Genomic DNA, 17,172 nt, shown 5'->3' with positions numbered 1-17,172 from the left:
GGAACGGGGACTGGCATGCACAAGGTCAGGAGGGGTTGGTCGGTCGCGGTGACACTGGCAGTCATCGCACCGGCGGCACTGGCAGGGTGTGGATCGGACAAGACGCCACGATTCGTCAACGGCCAGGTGGCCACGGCGAGTCCGACACCCCCGCCGGAGCCGTTCGAGTTCGCCATCGCGCCGAAGGCGGACGCGAAGAACCTGCCGATCAGTACGGAGATCGGCACCACGGTCAGCGGCGGGGAGGTCACCTCGGTGACCCTCGTCGAGGACGGTGGCGGCGAGGTCAGCGGCAGTATGCGGGAGGACGGCACCGCCTGGGTGCCGGACAAACCACTCAAGAATCAGAAGAAGTACACGGCGACCGTCGTCGCGACCAGCAGCACCGGGGAGGAGGAGACCAAGACTACTTCGTTCACCACGATGGGCAGGTCCGGGTCGCAGACCGGCACCGGCCTCTACCTGTTCGACGGGCGGACGTACGGGGTGGCGATGCCGGTGGTGGTCGAGTTCTTCCCCGGCATTCCGGAGCAGGAGCGGGCCAGCGTACAGAAGCGGATGTTCGTCGAGACCGACCCGCCACAGCCGGGCACCTGGCACTGGGTGTCCAACGGTACCCAGGCGTTCTACCGGGCTCCGGACTTCTGGCAGGCCGGCACGACGTTGACCACCCGAATCGCGCTGGACGGCCACCCGACCGGTGACGGCCGGTACGGGGACATGGACCGGGGCGCCACCGCGAAGATCGGCGAGAAGGTGACCGTCGAGGTCGACAACGCCACCAAGCAGCTGTCGATGTTCAAGAATGACAAGCTGGTCAAGCAGATGCCGGTCAGTCTCGGCAAGCCGAGTACGCCGTCGTCGAGCGGCACCATGGTGGTGATGGACAAGCAGGAGCAGACCGTCTTCGACACCTTCGCCGAGTTGGGCCCGGAGGAGGGCTACCGGACGGACATCTCGTTCGCCCAGCGGATCACCTGGGGTGGCGAGTTCATCCACGCCGCCCCGTGGTCGGTCGGCGATCAGGGAGTACGCAACGTGTCACACGGGTGTGTCAACCTGTCGATGGACAACGCCAAGTGGCTGTTCAACCAGACCAAGGTCGGTGACCCGATCACGGTCAAGGGCACTGAGCGGGAGCTGGCGGACGGCAACGGCTGGACGGCCTGGAACCTCACCTGGGACGAGTTCGTCAAAGGTAGTGCGTTGCCGGTGCCGGCCGATCTACAACCGGCAAGGGCTGGTTCACCGGCACCGACGACGCCGGCTCCAGCACCGACAGCGACGTCCGGGTGACGGTCGATGCGTTTCCCGTCCACACGGGGGGCACAGTATGACATCTGAATGACTGCCAACAACGGACGAATGTGACACGGCTGACCGAATGTACCGGACGATCCGGGGAATACCGGTCAGCCGTGTCGCCGTTGCGTACGTTTGGGGCACGAACCCGGGAGTTGCCCCACCGCGTCTTTGTTGGACGATGGGATCCGGGGACCGAACTTCGTGAGGGGATCATGCGAGTCAGCCGCTTTCAGGTAGAGCCGCGGATTGGGCGGGCGCGACCGCCCGTACCGCGGGTTGTCACGGCCGTCGCGCTCGCCGCCGCGCTCGCCCTCACCGGTGCCTGCACCGGCACCGGCGACGCTCCCACCTGGCAGGGCGGCACGGAGTCCGACCCGAGCCCGAATGCGCAGGCCACGATCACCGAGCCGGCCGCCGACGCCACCGACGTGCCCGCGTCGACGGCGATCACCTTCACCACCACCGACGCGACGCGGACAACGGTTGAGTTGACCGACGTCGACGGCAACCCGGTGCCGGGCGAGGTCGACGCCGACGGCTCTGTCTTCCTCCCCGACGGGCAGCTGGAGTACGACGCCGCGTACACCGCGACGGTGACGGTGACCGGCGACGACGGCGAGACCACCGTGACCAGCCACAACTTCCGGACCATGGCCCAGCCGGGCAATCAGGTACGAGTGTCCAGCTTCCTGGGCGACGGCAACGTGGTCGGCGTCGCGATGCCACTGATTCTGCGGTTCAGCCGGGACATCCCGCAGGACTACCGCGACGACGTGCAGCGGCGGTTGAGCGTCGAGACCGAGCCCGCCCAGGAGGGCATCTGGTACTGGGTGAGCCCTACCGAGGTCCAGTTCCGGCCACGCGAGTTCTGGCAGGCCGGCACCCAGCTGTTCTACAAGGCGCAGACCGGTGGCCTGCCGATGGGCGACGGCTGGTACGGCCGCAACGACCTGACCGTGGACGCCGAGGTCGGTGCGGCGCTGGTGATGACGGTCGACAACACCAGCAAGACGATGGTGGTCACCAAGGACGGCGAGACGATCAAGGAGATCCCGGTCAGTCTCGGCAAGCCGAAGACGCCCTCCTCCAGCGGCACCATGATCGTGATGGAGAAGCTGAAGGAGACCGTCTTCGACACGTACGAGGAGCTGGGCCCGGAGGAGGGCTACCGGACGGACATCGAGTACGCCCAACGGCTGACCTGGGGCGGCGAGTTCATCCACGCCGCCCCGTGGTCGGTGGCCGACCAGGGGGTACGCAACGTCTCACACGGCTGCGTCAACATGTCGGTGGACAACGCCAAGTGGCTGTTCAACCAGACCAGGGTCGGTGACCCGGTCACGGTCAAGGGCACCGAGGTCCAGCTCGCCAACGGCAACGGTTGGACGGTGTGGAACCTCAGCTGGGACGAGCTCGTCGAAGGCAGCGCCCTGCCGTACGAGCCGGAGTCGACCGAGTTGGCAACGACGGAGTCGACGCCGGGCGGTGCCGCCGGCGGGTCCGGAACCAGCTCGGACCCGCAGGCCTGACCCGTCCCCACCCGGGAACGGGCACCGAGCAAAAGCGCCCGGCCAGGATCAGATCCTGGCCGGGCGCTTCGGTATGGGGTGACTGAAGGGACTTGAACCCTCGACACCCGGGACCACAACCCGGTGCTCTACCTGCTGAGCTACAGCCACCAAGAACCACACCCGGCAGACTGCCGCGTGGGGTGCCGACCAATGATAGCCCTACCGGCAGGCATCACGTCGAGCGGGTTCCGCCGGGCCGGCCCGGCCGCCACCCAGCGGCCGGTCGTTCGGCGACGGTCAGAGGCCGGCGGCGATCGCCTTGGCCGCGTCGACGTCCGGGCCGGGCAGCGGCACGAAGATCGACCGCCGGTAGTACTCCAGCTCCCGGATACTCTCCCGGATGTCCGCCAGCGCCCGGTGCGACAGCCCCTTGGCCGGCTGCCCGAAATAGACCCGGGGGTACCAGCGCCGGCACAACTCCTTGATCGACGAAACATCGATCATGCGGTAGTGCAGGTAGGAGTCGAGTCGCGGCATGTCCCGGGCCAGGAAGCCCCGGTCGGTGGCGATCGAGTTGCCGCACAGCGGCGCGGTCTTCGGCTCCTGCACGAAGCTCGTCACGTACTCAAGTACCCGGTCCTGCGCCTCGGCGAGGGTGACCGCCGAGCGCCGCACCTCCTCGGTCAGCCCGGACTTGGCGTGCATCTCCCGCACCACGTCCGGCATCCCGGCCAACGTCTCCTCATCGGCGTGGATCACCAGATCGACGCCGTCGCCGAGCACGTTGAGGTCCGAGTCGGTGACCAGCGCGGCCACCTCTATCAACGCGTCCCTGCCGAGGTCGAGCCCGGTCATCTCACAGTCGATCCAGACAAGAAGATCCGCCACGCGGACAGCCTACGCGGCACCGTCCAGCAGCCGACCAGGTCACCGGCGGCGGCCCCCGCTAGGCTCGCGGGCGTGCCCGCCGACACCCTCCCGGACGGCCCCGCGCCGCGCCCCGTCGACGACAGATCACGTACGCCGCGCCGGATCGCGGTCGTCGTCGCGCTCAGCGCCGCCGTGGTCGCCGCCCTGATCTGGTACGGCAACCGGCACGACTTCTACGACCTGAAGATCTACCTCAGCGCGATGCGCTGGTGGGCCGACGGCAACCCGCTGTACGACTACGTCCAGCCCGACATCGTGCAGGGCCAGCTCTACTTCACCTATCCCCCGTTCACCGCGTTGCTGCTGCGCCCGTTCGCGGCGGTGGGCGCCGGGACCGCCGCCGCCGTGTTCACCGTCGGCACGCTGCTGGCGGTGGTGGTCACCACGGTCTGGCTGGTCACGCCGATCGCCCGCCGACGCGGCCTGCCGCGCTGGTGGCTGGCCGGTTTGGCGGTACCGCTGGTGGTACTGATCGAGCCGACCCGGGAGACGATCTTCCTCGGGCAGATCAACATGCTGCTGGTCGTGCTGATCCTGGCCGACCTGCTGCTCGCCGTACCGAAGCGGTCCCGCTGGGCCGGCGTCGGCATCGGCCTGGCGACGGCGATCAAGCTGTTCCCGGGGATCTTCATCGTCTACCTGCTGGTCACCCGTCGGTGGCAGGCGGCGCTGGTGTCCTGCCTGGCGGCGGCGGCCGCCACCGGGCTCGCCGCGGCGGTCGCCCCGGCCGAGTCGTGGCGGTTCTGGTTCACCGAGCTGTGGAGCACCGAGCGGGTGGGGCGCAGCGACTACACCGGCAACCAGTCGCTGCAGGGGCTGCTCGCCCGGCTGGCCGCTCCGGCCGAGCCGGACCGGCTGGTCTGGCTGGTGCTGGTGGCCGTCGCCGCCGGCTACGGGTTGTGGCGTGCGGCCCGGGCGGCACGGGCCGGTGACGAGCTGGCCGGGCTGACCCTGACCGGCCTGGTGGCCGCGCTGATCGCACCGATCACCTGGCCGCACCACGTCTACTGGTTCGTCCCGGCGCTGATCGTGCTCCTCGACGCGGCGCTGCCGGCCCGCCCGCCGGTCGCCGCCGGGCCGCAGCCGGCGGCGGCCCGGAGCGGAGTCCGGGCCGCCGGACCGGCGGCGTCGGCGGCACTGGCGTTGGCGGCGGTCATCTTCGCGGCGCTGGTCGTCGGTGTCGTGTCACTGATCGACTGGGGCCATGCGAAGGAGCCGACCGACGATCCGGCCACCTTCGTGCTGCGCAACCTGTACGTGCTGGCCGCCGCGCTGCTGCTGGTCAGTCTGCCGATCCGCCGTCACCCGACGTCGACTCCGGGCGGGTAGCGGCCGCTGGGGCAGCCGCCGGAGCAGGCGTCGGGCGGCGGGTCCGGGCGAACGCCAGCCCGCCGAGTACCAGCCCGCCGAGGCCGGCGAGCAGCCCGACGATCCCCACCCCGAGCGCGGCACCGCTGCCGCCGGTGTCGCTGCCGGTCGCGGCGTCGTCGGCCGGTGCCTCGTCGTCGACTGGCTCCTGACCGCCGCCGACGGCGGGGCTGTCCTGCTCAGCCGAGGTCAACGTGAGCACGCTCGCCGGGGTGGCCGGCTCCTCCTCGCCGGGCACCGGCACCTCGATCCAGCGCACCACGGTGCCGTCGGAGTAGGTCTGCAGCGACTTGAAGACCAGCTGTTCGGCGTCGGGCAGCGGGCCCATCCGGATTGGTAGATCCAGGAACTCGCCCGGCTGCACGCTGGCCTCCGCGGTCTCGGCTGTCCACACGACCCGGGACACCGCCTCAGTCACCTGGGCACCGTGTACCTCCAGCGGCGGATCGACCGGCGCCGTCTGCACCTCGACGGTCCAGCCGGGCACCCGGGCCAGTGACACCGAGGCGATCGGCGTGTCCTCCGGCATCACCACTTCGACCTTGACCGTGCTGTGTTCGTCGCTCTCGTTCGGCACCTGGAAGTCGAGGCGGGCGTAGTCGCCAGACGGCGCCTGCGTCGGGTGGACCGTGATGTGTGCGGCCGCCGGGGCGGCCAGACCGAGGATGCCGACGACGGCGGCCGCACCGGCGAGCGCCGCAACGCGGACCGGTGTGCGTCGGTGACGGAGCATGAAGTAGCCCTTTCTAGTTGATCTCCACCGTGGTGGCGACGGTCGCCTGATCGATGTCGGAAATCCGGACGGTGATCCGCAGCTCCCAGTCTCCCGCAGCCGGCAGGCTGATCTCACCGGTGGCGTGGTTGTCGGTCAGCGGCAGCAGCGGGATCTCGATCGGTTCGACCCCGCTGGCCGGCAACGCCGCAGTGGCCTGCCATTCGATCACCGGCTGCGGCCGGTTGTCCTCGGTGTAGGCGTACAGGTGGACCGAGTTGTTGCCCCGCCGGGCCGGGTCCACCTCCACCTGCAGCGAGTAGATGTCACTGGTCAGCGTGGTGGAGAAGTAGCCGCTGTCGGCCCGCAGGTCCTCGCCGATGGCGGTCCGGGCCGGGGTGGTCTGCACCAGCACCGCGGTGACCGCCAGCACCACGGCGGTGACGGCCAGTTCGGCGACGATCGCCTGCCGCATCCGGCCGGGACGTCCGGCGGCGCTGCGGTTGCGCACCAGCTGCCGCGAGTACGCCGCCACCGCGAGGACCAGCCCGAACAGGCCGATCTTGGCCAGCAGCAACCGGCCGTACGTGGTGCCGAACAGCGCCTCGAAGGTACCCACCTCGATCAGCGCCTGCACCGTACCGGCGAGCAGCAGTGCGCAGACCGCCAGCGCCGCCCAACGCGACCAGATCGGCAGGATCGCGGCGAGTTCCCGCTCCTCGGCCTGCCGGAGCAGGAACACCGCGAGCATCGCCAGACCGCCGAGCCAGACCGCCATCGAGCTGAGGTGCACGGCGTCGACCACCACTGAGACGGCCGGTACCGGTGAGGCACTCGGGTGACCGGCCAACGGCCAGGTGAACACCCCGATGACGGCCAGGACGCCGAGCAGGATCTGGTCGCTGCGGCCTTCCGAGCCGGCCAGGAAGGGCCGCAGCAGCACCGCCGTGGCGGCCAGTACCCCGAGCCGGACCAGCAGCGCTGCGCCGATCCCGCTGCCGAGGACGTCACGCAGCGCCGCGCCGTCGGCGTCGCCGATCCCGCCGCCGGTGACGTACGGTGCCTGCAGCCAGATGGTGGCCAGGGTGGACGCCGCGACCAGTCCCAGCCCGGCCCAGGTCAGGCGGCCCGGCCCGCTGCGGGTCAGCCGGCGCGGCCAGAGCATGCTCAGCACCAGCACCGGGCCGACGATCAGCAGCAGTCCGGCGTACCCGACGAACTTGGCCGCCTGCAGCAGCCCGCTGACCAGCGGATCGGTGTCGGCGCCGCCGTCGTCGGTCGGCACCGCCGACGGCGCGCCGACCGAGTAGGTGAAGCCGCCGCTTACCGGGTGTCCGTCGGCGGAGATCACCCGGTAGCTGACCAGGTAGGTGCCACGCGACGTCTGTTGTTCGACGGAGACGGTGACCACCGCGCCGTCGAAGACCGGCTCGCCCTGGTCGACGCGCTGCCCGTCCGGGGCGATCACCCGGACCCGGTCGGGGACCTGCCGCACCGATTCGGAGAAGGTCAGCACCACTTCGGCCGGGGCGTTCGGCAGTACCGAGTCGGTCACCGGGCTGGTGCTGACCAGGACGGCGTGCGCGCTGGCCGGCGCTGCGGCGGGTAGCAGGACCACGGGCAGTGCCGCCAGCAGCAGGCCGGCGACGACCACGAGGCGCGACGTCCATCTATTCGTTGCGGCAGTCATGGGCAATATGCTCGCCGGTCCACCTGGGTCCACGCGACCCGGCCTCCCCTCATTGGTGGTTGGTCGGTTGGTCGGTGGCCGAAGTTCCGCGATGCTCGATGTGACGTACGACATCGGATCTTCCGGTTTGATGTCCCGCCTCCGTGGAACTCGGCATCGGGTGCGCAGCGACTAACAGACATGAGGGTACGACCCTGGATCGGAGCCGCCGTCCGCCTCGGGCTGGCTGCCGTCTGGTTGGTCGCCGGCGGGTCGAAGGTCACCGACCTGGCCGGGTCCGGCCGGGCGGTCAACGCCTACCAGGTCTTTCCGTACGACCTGGCGATGGTGATCGGCGCCGCGCTGCCCTTCGTCGAACTGGCGCTCGGCGTGCTGCTGCTGATCGGGCTGGCCACCCGGCTCTGCGCGGTCGTCTCGGCCGGCCTGCTGGTCGTCTTCATCGCCGGCATCACTTCCGCGTGGGTGCGTGGGCTGCGGATCGACTGCGGCTGCTTCGGCGTCGGCGGTGAACTGGCCGCCGGGCAGACCCCTGCCTACGGCCCGGAGATCGCCCGCGACCTTGCGTTCCTGACGCTCGCCGGGTTCCTGGTGTGGTGGCCGCGCACAGCACTGTCGACGGATTCGTGGCTGAACAGCAACAGATAGTCATCTTCTAGGTAGATCGGCGGGTGACGGCGATGAGCCGACGAGTGGAGCAGAAGAAGGCAGCCCGGGTGGTCCGCGACCAGCTGGCCCGGGAGCGGCGGCGCCAGCGTGCCCTCTGGACGTCGGTGGCGGCCGTGGTGGCGCTGGTTCTCGCCGGCATGATCGGCTGGGCCGTCTACCAGACCCAGCGCGGCGGCGAGTACACCGCGCCACCCGGTGCGGTCGCCGACGACTCCGGCATCCCGATCGGCGACGGCCCGGTCACCGTCGACCTCTACGCCGACTTCCTCTGCCCCGCCTGCCGGCAGTTCGAACAACAGGTCGGCCCGACCCTGGACCAGCTCGTCGAGGATGGCAGGATCACCCTGGTGTACCACCCCGTCGCGATCCTCGACCGGCTCAGCGACGACGCGTACTCGACGCGGGCGTCGGCGGCGTCCGGCTGCGCGGCGGCCGGCGGCCAGTTCGAGGAGTACGCCGCCGCGCTCTACGAGCAGCAGCCGGCCGAGGGCGGCCCCGGGCTCAGCGAGGAGCAGCTGATCACCGTCGGCGGTGAGGTCGGGCTGGACACCGGCAGCTTCGGCCAGTGCGTCCGGGACGACACCTACGGCGGCTGGCCGGCCCACGTCACCGAGCAGGCCGGCCGGGCCGGGGTCAGCGGCACCCCGACCGTGATGGTCGACGGCGAGACCGTCGCATCGAGCGCCCAGGCCATCACCGCCGCCGTCGACGCGGCCGGCTGACGTGCGGTTCACCCGGCGGCTGGCGCAGGTGCGGGCCACCCGACTGGCCGGCCGGCTTGCGGTGTTCGTCGGCGTGGCGGCGGTGCTGCTCACCGGTGCCGCGACGCCGGCCACCGCGCACGGCGCGGACGCCCCTGCGGCCTCCGACTACCGGGTGGCGGTGACCGGCACCGTGCCGGCAGTCGACGGGCTCACCGTGCGGGTCGTCGAGGCCGGTGCCCGGCTCGAGTTGACCAACCACAGCGGCCGGCCGGTCGAGGTGCTCGGCTACGCCGGGGAGCCGTACCTGGAGATCCGACCGGACGGGGTCTACCAGAACCGGCGCTCCCCCACCGCGTACCAGAGCGAGACCCTGGCCGGCGACACCCCGGTGCCGGCCGACGCCGACCCGGCCGCGCCGCCGGACTGGCGACGGATCGCCGACCGGCCGGTGGTCCGCTGGCACGACCAACGGACCTACTGGCTGGACGCCGCGCCGCCGGACGCGGTGCGGGCCGCACCCGACCAGGTGCACCGGGTACGCGACTGGGTGGTGCCGCTGCGCGACGGCGTCACCCCGGTCGAGCTGCGCGGCACGCTGGACTGGATCCCGCCGCCCGACCTGCTGCACTGGTGGGGCGGCACGCTGCTCGGTGCCGTACTGATGATGGTCGCTCTGGTGGCTACCGCCCGCCATGATCCGCGGACCGCACAGCTGGTCTCCGCCGGCGGGCTCGCCGTCGGCGCGGCGGCCGCCGTCGGCTATGCGATGGCCCGCGCCGTCGAATCCGGCACCGGTGGCCCGGCCGGCCTGCTCAGTGTACTGCTCGACGGCCCGGTCTGGGCTCTGCTGACCGGGCTGGCCGCGCTGGCCGCCGCCGGGTACGCGGCACGCCGCCGAGCCGGTGCCGAGCTGGCCCTCGCCCTGACCGGCACCTGCCTGGCGGTCTTCGTTGGGGCGGCCAACGCCGCCGTGTTCACCCGGGCGATCGCCCCGGTGCCCGGACCGGCCTGGTGGCCGCGGATCGTGGTCGCCGCCGTCCTGGTCAGCGGGGTCGCCGTGGCGCTCGGCGCGGTGCTACGCCTGCGCGCGGAGCCCGTCACCGGCCCGGAAAGCGTCGGGCGGGCCGCCGGGGACGGACCGGGCAGCACCGGCCCGGACGGAGGCGAGCTGGCGCGCGGCGAGCAGCGGGTCGAAGCCGAACGGTAGCTCCAGCCGGTGCCGGGCCAGCAGCTCCGCGTCGGCGAGCAGGTCTGTGGTCGGACCGTCCGCCACCACCCGGCCGCCGTCCAGAATCACCGACCGGTCGCACAGCTCCAACGCGTACGGCAGGTCGTGGGTGACCATCAGGATCGTCACCGGCAGCCGGTGCAGGACCTCGGCCAGCTCACGACGGGCCGCCGGGTCGAGGTTCGACGACGGCTCGTCCAGCACCAGGATCTCCGGACGCATCGACAGCACCGTCGCCACCGCCACCCGCCGCCGCTGGCCGAAGGACAGGTGCTGTGGGGACCGGTCCCGGTGCTGCGCCATCCCGACGGCGTCGAGCGCCTCGTCGACCCGCGCCGCCAGCTCGGCACCGCGCAGCCCCAGGTTCGCCGGGCCGAACGCCACGTCCTCGGCGACGCTCGGCAGGAACAGCTGGTCGTCCGGATCCTGGAAGACGATGCCGACCCGGCGGCGTACCTCGGCCAGGGTCGCCCGCCGCTGATCCACCAGCAGCCCACCGACCTCGACCTGACCGGACCCGCCCCGAAGTACGCCGTTGAGGTGCAGCACCAGCGTGGTCTTGCCGGCACCGTTGGGCCCCAGCAACGCCACCCGGGCCCCGGCGGGCACGGTCAAATCCACCCCGTGCAGCGCCGGATGCCCGTCCGGGTAGCTGAACCGCAGGTCACGCACCCGCAGCGACGGCGGCACCGGGCCGACAGACGGCATCGGACCGCCGTCGCCGGCCGGCTGCGTCGAGCCCGCGTCGACCGGATCGCTCACCGCGACAACACCGCCACGGCGGCGATGGTAGCGGCCGTCACCGGTACCGACGCGGCCAGCATCCACTGGCCGGCCGTGGCACCGCCGGTGGCCTGCCAGGCCACCGGCATCCGACCGGTGTACCCGCGGGAGATCATCGCCAGGTACACCCGCTCGCCGCGCTCGAACGCCCGCAGGAACAACGCGCCGACGCCGGCGGCGAACCCGCGTACCTGCCAGAGGAAGCGCGGGTCGTCGCCCCGGGAGATCCGGGCGATCCGCATCCGTCGGGCCTCGTCGACCAGCACGTTGACGTAGCGCAGCATGAACGTGGCGATCTGGGTGACGATCGACGGGCAGCGCAGCCGGTCCAGCCCGACCAGCAGTTCGCGGCTGGTGGTGGTGGCCGCCAGCAGCAGTGACGCGAGCACCCCGAGGGTGGCCTTGGCCAGGATGTTCCAGCCGCCGTAGAGGCCCTCGACGGACAGGCTCAGACCGGCGAGCGGGATCCGTTCACCGCCGGCCAGCAGCGGTAGCGCGAACGCGAAGGCCACGAACGGGACCTCGATCAGCGACCGCCGGGCCAGCCAGCCCGCCGGCACCCGGGCGACGACGGCGACCGCCACGACCAGCAGCAGATAGCCGCCGAAGGCCCACAGCCGCTCGCGCGGGGTGGCCACCACCACCAGGGTGAACGCCAGCATCGCGGCGATCTTCGTCTCCGGCGGGAGCCGGTGCACCGGGCTGTCCCGCTCCAGGTGCAGCAACTGCGCGTGCCCGGCTCCCACCGCTGGTCAGCTCTTCGGTCCGCCGGCCGGCGCCCGGGCGGCCAGTGCCTCGCCGGCCGGCCGGCGGCTGCGGGTCAGCCAGAACAGCCCACCGGCGACCGCGAAGGTGAGCAGCACCCCGACGACGCCGGCGACCGCCGTACCGATGAAACCGTTGTCCACGGCGGTCAGGCCGTAGTCGGCGAACGGGCTGTCGGCCAGCTCGTGGTCCTGCGCGCCGGAGCCCATGCAGGCCCCGCCGACGATCTCCTCGCCGTCGAGTTCGCAGCCCTGGGTCGACGCCGAGTCCAGCCCGTCGGGCGAGCCGGAGGCGAAATTGCTGACCACGCCGGCCAGCAGCAGCGAGACGAACAGGCCGGCCAGGATGAAACCGGTGTTGCGCTTCATGCGGCACCTCCGGCGGAAACGGAATGGCTGGTGGTCGGGCCGGTCGGGTCAGGGGTCGGGCTGGTCGGGCGGCGCAGGCCGCGCAGGGCGTACACCAGGTCGGGCCGGGTCCGGGCGACGGTCAGCACGGTGACCGCGGCGATCAGCCCTTCACCGACGCCGATCAGGACGTGGGTACCGGTCATCAGGGCCAGCACCTGGCCGAGGCCGAAGTCCTGCAGCGCGGTGGTGCCGCCGATGGCGTACTGCAGCACGAAGCTCAACGCGGCTGCGACAACGCTGACCACCGACGCGACGAAGGCGGTGACCGCCAGCCCGGTCGGCGTGCGTGGCAGCACCCGTAGCAGGACGAAGATCAGTCCGTACGCGGCGGCGGTGCCGACCAGCGCCATGTTGGTGACGTTCGGGCCGATCGCGGTGACCCCGCCGTCGGCGAACAGCAGTGCCTGCACGATCAGCACGATCGAGACGCAGAGTGCGCCGACCCATGGGCCGACCAGCAGCGCGGCCAGCGCGCCGCCGAGCAGGTGCCCGCTGACTCCGGGCAGCACCGGGAAGTTGAGCATCTGGACGGCGAAGATGAACGCGGCGACCAGGCCGGCCATCGGGGCGAGCCGGTCGTCGAGGTCCCGACGGCCGCGGACGACGCAGTACCCGAAGGCCACGGCGGCAAGGACGGCGCAGCTGATCGCTACGGGGCCGTTGAGCACCCCGTTCTGGATGTGGAGTGCGAGGGGGTCCACGTGGTTCCTCCCGGCTGGGCAGTCCGTTGGTGGCGCGGCCAGCCTATTTCGCCATCGCTGCTCTTGCATAGAGGATGCAACTGATCACGGTTGGCGGCCCAACCCGACCGGTAGCGGCGGGAGTAGGCTCCCGCCATGACCTCAGCTGCCACCGACGGGCCGGTCCGCCTCGCGCCGGGCGATTCCGCCCCGGAATTCACCTTACGGACCGACAGCGGCGACCAGTTGTCCCTCAAGGAGCTCCGCGGGCGCAACGTGGTGCTGTACGCGTACCCGTCGGCGATGACCCCGGGCTGCACCAAGCAGGCATGTGATTTCCGCGACTCGCTCGCCGGGCTGCAGGCCGCCGGCTACGAGGTGGTCGGTATCTCTCCCGACAAACCGGAGAAACTCGCCAAGTTCCGCGAGCGGGACGGGCTCACCTTCCCGCTGCTGTCCGACCCGGACAAGGCCGTGCTCACCGCGTACGGCGCCTACGGCGAGAAGCAGTTGTACGGCAGGACGGTCACCGGGGTGATCCGGTCGACCTTCGTGATCGACGCCGAGGGGCGGATCACCAGAGCGCTGTACAACGTCAAGGCCACCGGCCACGTCGCCAAGCTCCGCCGCGACCTCGGCCTCGACTGACGCGGCAGCCGCCGCCGGCTCCGGCTCCGGCCGACCGGGATTCGGCTAACCTGTCCTCGGCACGTAACCTAGGAGCGCTCGGGGCCGTAGCCCAATTGGCAGAGGCATGCGACTTAGGATCGCACCAGTGTGGGTTCAAGTCCCGCCGGCCCTACACAACGCCTGTCACCCAGGCCACCCGGAGTCGACACACCGCAATGATGCACCCACTCCACGTACGGCTGGGCTTCGTCCTTGATCCGCCGCTCGACGACGAGCTGCGCGAGCGGATCATCGCGGTCTGGGCGGACGCGACCAACGCCGGTGGCGCGGTCGGCTTCGTCGCCCCGGTGACCGTCGCCGACGTACGCCCGACCGCCGAGGCGGCGTTCGCCGGGGTCGCCGCCGGCATCGACCGGCTGCTCGTCGGCCACGACGATGCCGGGCTGGCCGCGTTCGTCTTCGTCACCAGCAACCGGTTCGACCTCAAGGAACACTGGCGGGTACTCAAGCGGGTGGTGGTCACGCCTGACCGGCAAGGGCGCGGCTACGGGCTGGCTCTGATGGCCGAGGCGGAGCGGGTCGGCCGGTCGATGGGGCTCTCCGCGCTGCAGGTCACCATCCGCGACGGGCACGGGCTGCCCGCGTTCTACCAGCGGTGCGGCTACCGGGAGGTGGGCCGGCTGCCGGGCGCGCTGCGGGTGGCCGACGGCGACGACCGGGACGAGATCATCATGTGGCGGGAACTGAGCGGCGCATCAGCCAGCAGGCCGGCGACAGGCTGACGGGGGGTCGGTCAGCCGCAGACTGACGGCGACTCGGCAGCAGCCGCGGCCGGCACCGTCGACGGGCTGGCGGCCGCGCCGAGACCCGCTGCACCGGCGGTTGGCGACGGACCCGGCGAGGCCGACCCGGTGGGCGTTGGACCTGGCGACGGTGGTTCGGCGGCCGCCGTGGCCTGCGCCGGCGGCGGCCGGTCACCGGAGCCGTCGGCGGCCGAGGACGACCCGGCCGACCGGGAGCCGGAGCTGGAACCCGATCCGCTGCCGTACAGCCGCACGTCGGTCCGCTGGGTCCGCCCCGGGGCCAGCTGGACCCCCGGCACGGTCGTCCGGTTGCCGTACACGTCGGTGACCCGCAGGGAGTACGGGCCGGGGCCGAGTCCGTCGTCGGCGAGCCAGTAGTTGTAGTCGTGCCGGACAAGTCCGCGCCACCCCGATCCGGTTCGGGCCTCGACCGTCGCGAGCGGGTTGCCGTGGTCAGTGACCCGTACCGCGAACCACCAGTGCGACGCGCCCTCCTTGACCCGCACTGCGAGCGGCCCGGTCGGCGGGTCGACCACCGCCCGGTAGCTGACGTCGACGATGCCCCGCACCGGGTCGGCGATCCGGGCGAACGCCTCCCGGGACAGGTCGAGGTGGCCGGCGGCGCACTCCGGGCACTGGTCCATGACGACGACGCGGACGGTGCCGCGGGGACCGGTGACGTCGAGGTACCCGCCGCACGCGGCGGCGTCGGCGTACTCGTCCGGGCCGAGCGCGACGTACATCCGGTCGGCCGGCGCACTGTCGAACGAACAGTTGCCACCCTGCCCCTGCGCGTCGTAGAAAGTGGCCTTGCCCTGGTTGGTGCCGCCGCCGGCGGGTGGTGCCGCGCAGGCCGGGCTGGCACCGACCTGGGCAGCCAGCAGCAGGCCGAGCAGGCCGGCCCCGGCCGCCGACGCGCCGCCGGCCAGCCAGCGGGTCCGGCCGGCCGGGAAAGGCCGGCGGGCATGGAAGGCGGGTCCGTCGTCGGTCACGTCCAGCGATGCTGCCGTACTGCGACGTACCCGGGCAACGGTCCTAAGTGAGACCTAAGAGTCGGGACCGGCCGCAACCACCACGTTGTCGCCGACGGTGATCCGCCCGGTGCCGTCCGGGATGAGGTTCATCCCGAACAGGACACCCTTCGGGCCACGATGGTGTCGGGCGAGGATCCGCAGCGGCTGCTGGCCGCGTTCGCCGGTGTCCTGGTCGGTGGTGGTGACGACGCAGCGGGTGCAGGTCTTGGCCACCCGGAAGGTGACGTCGCCGATCCGGATCCGACGCCCCAGCCAGCCGTCCTCGGCCCAGGCCGGCGCTCCACTGATCACCACGTTGGGGCGGAACCGGTGCATCGGCAACGGCGCGGCCGGGTCGCCCGACTCGACGAGCCAGTCGTTGACCGCATCGAGGGAGGCCGCGTTGGTCAGCAGCACCGGATAGCCGTCGGCGAAGCTGACCACGTCGCCGGAGCGGCCGTGGTCAGGGTCGACCGCCCGTACCGCCGGGTCGGCCAGCCAGGCCAGTCGGGCCGGCCTGCCGATGAGCGTACTGATCCAGTCGTGTGCGGCGGCCGCAGCGAGCCGGGCCGGCACCGGGGTCTTGGCCCGGAAGACACGGACCTGCACCGGCGGGCCGGCGACCGGCGCGCGGACATCCAGTCTGGGCGCGACCGGCGGGGGAACGTCCGGCGTCGGCCGGCCGGTGTGCAGGATGAGTCCACCGGCGACGGGCCGGGGGTGGATGTGGACCAGGGCCGGAGCCTCCCGCTGGGTGATGCCGACCCCGTCCGGGTCGATGATCATCCAGCGTCGGTCCCCGGCCAGGCCCCAGGGCTCGACCCGGGCGTCGTCGTGGTCGAGCCGGCGACACCCCTTGACCGGGTACGTGTGGAGGGCGGCGACCCGGACGCCGGTCACGACGGCGGCCGGGTGCGGACCGGGTTGCGACACGGCGACAGGCGTTCCACGCGCTGGTTCTACCACAGCCGCCGCCGGTGCCGGCGCGGCCACCGTTGCCGGCTGAATGAAATATTGCATACAGTGTCAGGGTGAATGACAGCGAGGTCGTCCCGGCCGCTTCGGCCGAACGGGTGCTCGACCTGTTCACCGGGGTCCGCCTCACCCCCACCCAACGTCGGATCGCGCACAGCCTGGTGCAGCACGCCGGATCCGCCGCGTTCCTGTCCGCCGCCGAGGTCGCCGAGCTGGCCCGGGTCAGTCAGCCGTCGGTCACCCGGTTCGCGATGGCGCTCGGCTACGACGGCTACCCGGCGCTGCGCCGCCGACTACGCGAGTTCGCCGTCAACCCACCAGGCACCGGCCAGCCCGGCGGCGCTGCCGGCCTGCCCGTACCGCGCGGCGAGTCCCGGCGCGGCGGGCGGCGGGCCTACGCCGCCGACAACGAGATGCAGCGCGCGGTCCGCGCCGAGGCCCGGCATCTGAGCATGCTCGCCGACCAGCTCGGCGATCGGGACCGGCTCACCGCCGCCGGCACCCTGCTGGCCGGCAGCACCCCGCTGCCGGTACTGGGGCTGCGGGCCGCCGCCCCACTGGCCACCTACTTCGGGTTCTTCGCCGCCAAGGTCCGCCCGGACGTACGGGTGCTGGACAGCGGCGGCAGCCTGCTGCCGGAGCGCCTGGAACAGACCCGGGAAGCCGGCGCGACCGCGCTGCTGGCCATCGTGCTGCCCCGCTACCCTCGGGAAGCCGTCGACGCGCTGGTCGAAGCGCGCGCCGTCGGCCTGGCCGTGGTGCTGATCACCGACTCCCTGTTGAGCCCGGCCGCCGAACACGCCGACCTGGTGCTGCCCGCCCCGGTCGGCGACCAGCTGGTGTTCGATCTGCACGCCGCGCCGATGGCGTTGGCGATGGTCCTGCTGCAGGCGATCTGCGACGCGGCACCGGGCGAGGCGCAGCGGCGGCTGGAGCAGTTCGAGCGCTCCGCCGCCCAGCGCAATGTCTTCATCGGCTGACCACCCGGAAGGGACCGCG

The 17,172-nt window shown here is 71.9% G+C and carries 17 protein-coding genes, 2 tRNA genes and 1 pseudogene; 10 read left to right on the top strand and 10 right to left on the bottom strand.

Translation table 11 applies throughout. The features are described 5' to 3' along the window. The first annotated feature begins 15 nt into the window (after positions 1-15). The gene (locus tag O7610_RS29745; RefSeq protein WP_289212339.1) at positions 16-1,296 is read left to right on the top strand and encodes a L,D-transpeptidase; all 1,281 of its coding nucleotides are present in this window, start codon (positions 16-18) and stop codon (positions 1,294-1,296) included. A gap of 221 nt (positions 1,297-1,517) precedes the next feature. Further along, positions 1,518-2,834, top strand: a complete 1,317-nt coding sequence (locus O7610_RS29740) for a L,D-transpeptidase (protein ID WP_289212338.1) — start codon at positions 1,518-1,520, stop codon at positions 2,832-2,834. Between the two features lie 74 nt (positions 2,835-2,908). Here the strand turns inward: O7610_RS29740 and O7610_RS29735 are convergent. Together O7610_RS29735 and orn are read right to left on the bottom strand one after the other, a co-directional pair. After that, a tRNA-His gene (locus O7610_RS29735) sits at positions 2,909-2,984 on the bottom strand. A 129-nt stretch (positions 2,985-3,113) separates the two neighbouring features. After that, positions 3,114-3,704 carry an oligoribonuclease gene (gene orn, locus O7610_RS29730; protein WP_281553624.1) on the bottom strand — a complete coding sequence of 197 codons (591 nt, stop codon included), beginning with the start codon at positions 3,702-3,704 and terminating at the stop codon, positions 3,114-3,116. Between the two features lie 72 nt (positions 3,705-3,776). Between orn and O7610_RS29725 the strand changes: the two genes are divergently transcribed. After that, a complete protein-coding gene (locus O7610_RS29725; RefSeq protein WP_281553623.1) occupies positions 3,777-5,075 on the top strand; it encodes a glycosyltransferase family 87 protein in 1,299 nt (432 codons plus the stop codon). Here O7610_RS29725 and O7610_RS29720 read toward each other — a convergent pair. Together O7610_RS29720 and O7610_RS29715 are read right to left on the bottom strand one after the other, a co-directional pair. Then, complete coding sequence (locus O7610_RS29720) at positions 5,029-5,847, bottom strand: YcnI family copper-binding membrane protein (protein ID WP_281553622.1); 819 nt, start codon at positions 5,845-5,847, stop codon at positions 5,029-5,031. The two genes, O7610_RS29725 and O7610_RS29720, sit on opposite strands and share 47 nt — an antisense overlap. Before the next feature lie 13 nt (positions 5,848-5,860). Further along, a complete protein-coding gene (locus O7610_RS29715) occupies positions 5,861-7,525 on the bottom strand; it encodes a copper resistance CopC/CopD family protein (protein ID WP_475051331.1) in 1,665 nt (554 codons plus the stop codon). A 171-nt stretch (positions 7,526-7,696) separates the two neighbouring features. On the opposite strand from O7610_RS29715, the gene O7610_RS29710 reads away from it, so the two are divergent. Genes O7610_RS29710 through O7610_RS30805 form a run of 3 tightly spaced genes read left to right on the top strand, consistent with a single transcriptional unit; the run spans position 7,697 to position 10,093 of the window. After that, complete coding sequence (locus O7610_RS29710) at positions 7,697-8,161, top strand: DoxX family protein (protein WP_281553620.1); 465 nt, start codon at positions 7,697-7,699, stop codon at positions 8,159-8,161. A gap of 32 nt (positions 8,162-8,193) precedes the next feature. Continuing rightward, the gene (locus O7610_RS29705; protein WP_281553619.1) at positions 8,194-8,904 is read left to right on the top strand and encodes a DsbA family protein; all 711 of its coding nucleotides are present in this window, start codon (positions 8,194-8,196) and stop codon (positions 8,902-8,904) included. 1 nt (position 8,905) lies between these two features. Further along, positions 8,906-10,093, top strand: coding sequence for a hypothetical protein (locus tag O7610_RS30805; protein WP_353850306.1), 1,188 nt, complete (start codon positions 8,906-8,908; stop codon positions 10,091-10,093). Here the strand turns inward: O7610_RS30805 and O7610_RS29700 are convergent. From O7610_RS29700 to O7610_RS29685, 4 genes and pseudogenes are all read right to left on the bottom strand, one after another. Further along, positions 10,073-10,822, bottom strand: a pseudogene (locus O7610_RS29700) (energy-coupling factor ABC transporter ATP-binding protein); the annotation flags it as partial. The gene O7610_RS30805 and the pseudogene O7610_RS29700 sit on opposite strands and share 21 nt — an antisense overlap. Before the next feature lie 50 nt (positions 10,823-10,872). Continuing rightward, on the bottom strand, positions 10,873-11,643 hold the full coding sequence (gene cbiQ, locus O7610_RS29695; RefSeq protein ID WP_281553618.1) for a cobalt ECF transporter T component CbiQ: 771 nt from the start codon (positions 11,641-11,643) through the stop codon (positions 10,873-10,875). A 6-nt stretch (positions 11,644-11,649) separates the two neighbouring features. Then, positions 11,650-12,030, bottom strand: a complete 381-nt coding sequence (locus O7610_RS29690) for a PDGLE domain-containing protein (protein ID WP_281553617.1) — start codon at positions 12,028-12,030, stop codon at positions 11,650-11,652. Then, complete coding sequence (locus tag O7610_RS29685; protein ID WP_281553616.1) at positions 12,027-12,773, bottom strand: energy-coupling factor ABC transporter permease; 747 nt, start codon at positions 12,771-12,773, stop codon at positions 12,027-12,029. Before O7610_RS29685 ends, O7610_RS29690 begins: the two co-directional genes overlap by 4 nt. Positions 12,774-12,908: 135 nt before the next feature. On the opposite strand from O7610_RS29685, the gene bcp reads away from it, so the two are divergent. From bcp to O7610_RS29670, 3 genes are all read left to right on the top strand, one after another. Beyond that, positions 12,909-13,400: a thioredoxin-dependent thiol peroxidase gene (gene bcp / locus O7610_RS29680; protein ID WP_281553615.1), complete on the top strand. Its 492-nt coding sequence runs from the start codon at positions 12,909-12,911 to the stop codon at positions 13,398-13,400. An 80-nt stretch (positions 13,401-13,480) separates the two neighbouring features. Next, positions 13,481-13,554, top strand: a tRNA-Leu gene (locus O7610_RS29675). Positions 13,555-13,597: 43 nt separating this feature from the next. Further along, positions 13,598-14,164, top strand: a complete 567-nt coding sequence (locus O7610_RS29670; protein WP_289212337.1) for a GNAT family N-acetyltransferase — start codon at positions 13,598-13,600, stop codon at positions 14,162-14,164. An 11-nt stretch (positions 14,165-14,175) separates the two neighbouring features. Here the strand turns inward: O7610_RS29670 and O7610_RS29665 are convergent, their stop codons facing one another. Both O7610_RS29665 and O7610_RS29660 read right to left on the bottom strand, forming a co-directional pair. Further along, on the bottom strand, positions 14,176-15,177 hold the full coding sequence (locus O7610_RS29665; RefSeq protein ID WP_289212336.1) for an expansin EXLX1 family cellulose-binding protein: 1,002 nt from the start codon (positions 15,175-15,177) through the stop codon (positions 14,176-14,178). 54 nt (positions 15,178-15,231) lie between these two features. Next, a complete protein-coding gene (locus O7610_RS29660) occupies positions 15,232-16,131 on the bottom strand; it encodes an MOSC domain-containing protein (RefSeq protein ID WP_281553612.1) in 900 nt (299 codons plus the stop codon). A gap of 98 nt (positions 16,132-16,229) precedes the next feature. On the opposite strand from O7610_RS29660, the gene O7610_RS29655 reads away from it, so the two are divergent. Further along, the gene (locus O7610_RS29655) at positions 16,230-17,153 is read left to right on the top strand and encodes a MurR/RpiR family transcriptional regulator (protein ID WP_289212335.1); all 924 of its coding nucleotides are present in this window, start codon (positions 16,230-16,232) and stop codon (positions 17,151-17,153) included. Positions 17,154-17,172 lie beyond the last annotated feature (19 nt).

Source organism: Solwaraspora sp. WMMA2065, from assembly GCF_030345075.1.
In the GTDB taxonomy this organism is placed as follows: Bacteria; Actinomycetota; Actinomycetes; order Mycobacteriales; family Micromonosporaceae; genus Micromonospora_E.
Note: the sequence above shows the minus strand (reverse complement) of the source record. Positions and strands in the feature narration are given on the sequence as shown.

Coding starts and splice junctions, on each gene's coding strand:
- O7610_RS29745 (WP_289212339.1), top strand. CDS start 16: ATGCACAAGGTCAGGAGGGGTTGGTCGGTCGCGGTGACACTGGCAGTC.
- O7610_RS29740 (WP_289212338.1), top strand. CDS start 1,518: ATGCGAGTCAGCCGCTTTCAGGTAGAGCCGCGGATTGGGCGGGCGCGA.
- O7610_RS29720 (WP_281553622.1), bottom strand. CDS start 5,847: ATGCTCCGTCACCGACGCACACCGGTCCGCGTTGCGGCGCTCGCCGGT.
- O7610_RS29710 (WP_281553620.1), top strand. CDS start 7,697: ATGAGGGTACGACCCTGGATCGGAGCCGCCGTCCGCCTCGGGCTGGCT.
- O7610_RS29705 (WP_281553619.1), top strand. CDS start 8,194: ATGAGCCGACGAGTGGAGCAGAAGAAGGCAGCCCGGGTGGTCCGCGAC.
- O7610_RS29690 (WP_281553617.1), bottom strand. CDS start 12,030: ATGAAGCGCAACACCGGTTTCATCCTGGCCGGCCTGTTCGTCTCGCTG.
- bcp (WP_281553615.1), top strand. CDS start 12,909: ATGACCTCAGCTGCCACCGACGGGCCGGTCCGCCTCGCGCCGGGCGAT.
- O7610_RS29670 (WP_289212337.1), top strand. CDS start 13,598: ATGATGCACCCACTCCACGTACGGCTGGGCTTCGTCCTTGATCCGCCG.